At 62.1% G+C, this 4,767-nt stretch carries 3 protein-coding genes; all 3 read left to right on the forward strand.

Annotated features, from left to right (window positions below; translation table 11 throughout):
- The coding region (locus VF515_07495) for a site-specific DNA-methyltransferase (protein ID HEX7407481.1) at positions 1-2,323 on the forward strand (2,323 nt) is incomplete at its 5' end.
- On the forward strand, positions 2,320-3,963 hold the full coding sequence (locus tag VF515_07500; protein HEX7407482.1) for an AAA family ATPase: 1,644 nt from the start codon (positions 2,320-2,322) through the stop codon (positions 3,961-3,963). The genes VF515_07495 and VF515_07500, both read left to right, overlap by 4 nt.
- Positions 3,960-4,767: DEAD/DEAH box helicase family protein (locus VF515_07505; GenBank protein ID HEX7407483.1), on the forward strand; the 808-nt coding region annotated here is incomplete at its 3' end. The genes VF515_07500 and VF515_07505, both read left to right, overlap by 4 nt.

Here is a 4,767-nt window from a genome sequence, read left to right on the forward strand (position 1 = left end):
GGTTTTGCGCGCTTACGAGTACCCGGACAACTGGGTGAACCGCCTCATCCTCGGCGACTCGCTGGTGGTGATGAACTCGCTGCTGCACTACGAGAGCCTCGGCGGGCAGGTGCAGATGATCTACATGGACCCGCCGTACGGTGTGAAGTTCGGGTCTAACTTTCAACCCTTCATTCGCAAGCGCGACGTGAAACACAACGACGACGCCGAGATGACGCGCGAACCGGAGATGGTGAAGGCGTACCGGGATACGTGGGAACTGGGGCTGCACTCGTATCTGACCTATCTCCGCGACCGGATGCTACTGTGCCGCGAGCTGCTGGCACCGAGCGGAAGCGTCTTCGTGCAGATCGGTGACGACAACGTGCATACGGTTCGCTCTTTGCTTGATGAGGTGTTTGGTCCTGAGAACTTCTGTGCACTGATCAGCTTCGCGAAGACGACATCCGCGACAAGCGAGATTTTGCCCGCCACCATAGACTACGTTCTCTGGTACGCGCGCAGTGCGGAGCGGGTAAGATATCGCCAGCTCTTCTTGGGTAAGCAGGTAGGTGCAGCTGGAGCGACCAAGTACACGAGCGTCGTTCTGTCAGACGGGTCCTCAAGGCCGCTGACGGCAGAAGAGTACGCCGACCCGACCCTCCTCCCGAAGGGAGCTCGAATTTTCACTACCGGTGGACTAACGAGCCAACGGCCACCAGGCGACTTTCCGGTCAAGTTTGGCGACAAGACCTACGGTCCCGGAACCGGGTACTGGAAGACCGGCGAGCAGGGTATGGAGCGGCTCATAGGCGCCGGACGTATCACGGTCAGCGGCAACCGTCTTCGTTACATCCGTTTCTTTGATGACTTTCCAGCTTTCCCGCTGACGAACGCTTGGATGGACATAGGCGGTATTCAGAGCCGCTCCGATCCGAAAGTGTACGCAGTGCAGACAGCCACGACGGCAATCCAACGATGTATCCTCATGACCACCGACCCCGGTGACCTCGTTCTTGATCCCACGTGCGGAAGCGGCACAAGCGCGTACGTCGCGGAGCAGTGGGGCCGGCGCTGGATCACGATTGACACCAGCCGTGTGCCTCTAGCGCTGGCGCGGCAGCGGTTGCTGACGGCGACGTTTCCGTTCTATCAGCTCAAGGAGGAGAAGCGCGGACCGGCGGGCGGATTTGTCTACGTTCGCAAGCAGAACAGCAAGGGGGAAGAGGTTGGCGGCATCGTGCCGCACGTGACGCTGAGGAGTATCGCCAACAACGAACCGCCGGAAGAAGAGGTGCTCGTCGATCGGCCGGAGGCGGACAACAAGATCACACGCGTCACCGGGGCGTTCTGCGTTGAGGCGACGATTCCGACGCCGGTGGATTGGGAAGGCGACGGCGTCGAGGACTCCGGGGCGGGCGCGGAGCAGTACGGCTCATTCGTCGATCGCATGCTGGAGGTGCTTCGGAGATCGCCGGTGTTGCACGTCGGCGGCGGGAAGACGGTGACGCTGCGCAATGTGCGACCGCCGGCCAAGACGCTGTCGCTGTCGGCGGAAGCGGTGGTGAATGGGAACGGGGCGGCGAAGAACCCTCACCCTAACCGTCTCCCAGGGGGAGAGGGAAGAGAAGAGAGCGGAGCGGGAATCGTTTCAGAACCCTCGCCCTCTGGGAGAGGGCAGGGTGAGGGCCGACCCGTGGCGATCGTGTTCGGTCCCGAGAACGGCGCGGTGAGCGAGAAGCTCGTCTACGAGGCCGCGCGCGAGGCGTACGCGAAGAGTTACACGCATCTCTACGTGATCGGATTCGCGATTCAGCCGAACGCCCGCGAGCTCGTCGAAAAATCCGAACAGGTTGTGGGTGTGCCTGCGACGTACGTGCAAGCGACACCGGACTTGATGATGGGCGACCTGCTCAAGAACATGCGGTCGAGTCAGATCTTCAGCGTCTGCGGGTTGCCGGAGGTCAAGGTCAGGAAGGTCGACGGTGAAAAGTCAAAGGTTGAAGAGTTCGAGGTCGAGCTGGTCGGGCTCGACGTGTTCGATCCGACGACGATGGAGGCGGTGCATCGTAGCGGGAACGACGTGCCGGCGTGGTTCCTGGACACCGACTACAACGGCCTCTGCTTCCACGTGACCCAAGCCTTCTTCCCGCGCACCGCCGCGTGGGATGATCTGAAGAAGGCCCTCAAGGGCGAATACGAGGATGCGGTCTGGGATCATCTTGCCGGGACGACCAGCGCGCCGTTCGAAGCCGGCGAGCACGGACAGATCGCGGTGAAGGTCATTGACGATCGCGGCAACGAGCTGCTGGTAGTGAAGGATCTGAAGGACGCTGAGTCGTGATCCGCAGGGTCGTCATCAGGCGTTTCAAGCGCTTCGCAGACGTCGAGTTTGTCCTCCCTGATCACATCGTGCTTGCGGGACCGAACAACTGCGGCAAGAGCACAGTCCTGCAGGCCATTGCAGCATGGGGCCTGGCCCTGAATCACTGGAAGCAGCGCTCCGACTTCCAGCGTCACCGGGGCGCCTACACGAAGGTCCCGATCGCTCGGCAAGCGTTTTCGGCGGTGCCGCTGCGCGCGTTCGATTTGTTGTGGAACCAGCGCCAGTATCACGGGTCGATGGAAGTCCTGGTTCAGAGGGGCGACTGGGCAATCACCATGGAGTTCATCTCGGACAGCACGGAACAGATCTACGTGCGCCCCAAGCCTGATGTCGAGCCGCCGGTGGTACGCAACGCAGATTTGGCGACGGTGTTCGTGCCGGCGATGTCCGGTCTCGGCGTGGATGAGCCCGTCTATCAGCGGCCCAAGATCGTCCAGCTTCTCGGCCAGGCAAAGCCAGGCGATGTCCTTCGCAATCTGCTTGTGGAAGCCAACGCGTCTGAGCCAGCATGGCGCGCACTGCTCGATTCGATCCGACGACTGTTCGGCTACGAGCTGCTGCCGCCTGACGCAACCGGGGCACACATCATTGCCGAATATTCCGAGCGCTCCGCAGGCGCGCGCTTTGACATCGGCAGCGCTGGCAGCGGCTTTCAGCAGGTGCTGATGCTGCTCACGTTCCTCAACACGCGGCCGGGTTCCGTGTTGCTGCTCGATGAGCCCGACGCGCACCTCCACGTGATCTTGCAGGACGCCATCTACGGTGAACTACGCAGCGTTGCGGCGAAGCAGAAGTCGCAGCTCATCATCGCGACTCACTCCGAGGTCATCATCAACTCGGTTGAACCGAAGGAGCTGTGCGTGATGGTGACGCAGCCACGCATGCTGGCCGACTCCGATGAGCGTGCGCTGCTGATCAAATCGCTCGGAGTGCTCTCGAACGAAGACATCCTGCTGGCCCTCGATGCACCGGGAGTGTTGTACCTTGAAGACTACACGGATCTAGAAATCTTGAGGGCGTGGGCGAAGACGCTCGACCATCCGGCATACGAGCTGCTGACGACACGGCTGTTTTGGAGAAAGACGGTCGCACAACCGCGGCCGGGCGCGGACGGGATCAAATCGAAAGATCACTACGAAGCATTGAAGCTCGTCCGCCCCGATCTCCCTGGATTGGAGCTGGTGGACGGTGACGCGCGTCCGGAGATTCAGGCGACGCCGATAACCGGATCTGGGCTGCAGCGCCTGCGCTGGCGGCGGTACGAAATCGAGAGCTATCTCTTCCATCCCAACGCGCTGGCGCGCTACGTCGAATACGTCGTGGGGCCCGCTGCTGCGGCGCCCCACATCGACGACCTGCGCAAGTATCTGGAAGAGACGCAACCGCCTGCTTTCCTCAGAAGCCCTGCTACGGATCACCCGTTCCTGATCGGCACCAAAGCTCGAACCGATCTCATCCCGCCCGCGTTAGCGGCCGCCGGCCTGCCGGACGTACCCTACACGCGTTACCATGAGATTGCGGCGTTGATGCCTGCGGATGAGATTCATCCTGAAGTGAAGGAGAAGCTCGACGCGATCGTGAAGGCCTTCGGGCAATGAGCGGATTCGAAGTTCAGCAACCGATCCTGTGCTCGCCGTTCGAGGAGCCACCGGAGCATTGGCGAATCGTCGAGGGCGAGGAACCGCAGCGCATGTCGGGGCGGCGGCCGGCGATGTACTTCTATCGTCCGCCCAGTCGCGGCGACGAGGTGGAACCACGCGATGGTGCGGGCACGGCTATCGAACTGAAGCTGGTCAATCGCATCCGCCAACGCGTGAAGGAGTGGAGAACACACAAGCCCGACCCGTACCCGGGGGTGAGCCGCACCACGCTGGAGCTGCTGAAGTACTGGCGGCGCGATGGGCGACAGCAGCGGCTGTTCTTCGCACAGCTCGAAGCGGCGGAGACAATCATCTTTCTCACCGAAGCTCGCGCTGACTTCCGGCAGGGCATCGACATTCCGCTCGACGAGCCCAGCGACGAGCGCAAGGCCGACGGCCTGACCGCGTTTCGGCGCTACGCCTGCAAGATGGCCACGGGCTCGGGCAAGACGACCGTGATGGGCATGCTCGCGGCGTGGAGCATCCTCAACAAGGTCAACGATCGGAGCGATGCGCGCTTCTCGGACGTTGTGCTGGTGGTCTGCCCCAACGTCACGATTCGTAACCGGCTGCGTGAGCTTGATCCGAACGAGGGCGAGGCCAGCGTCTATCGAACCCGCGACTTGGTCGCGCCGCATCTCATGGCGATGCTCACGCAAGGCCGAGTGCTGGTGACGAACTGGCACGTGTTCGAGCCGCAAGGTGTGCAGGTCGGTGGAGTCAGTGCCAAGGTTGCCAAGGCAGGTGTGCCGGTACGCGTCC

Source organism: Candidatus Binatia bacterium (assembly GCA_036382395.1).
GTDB lineage: Bacteria > Desulfobacterota > Binatia > HRBIN30 > HRBIN30 > JAGDMS01.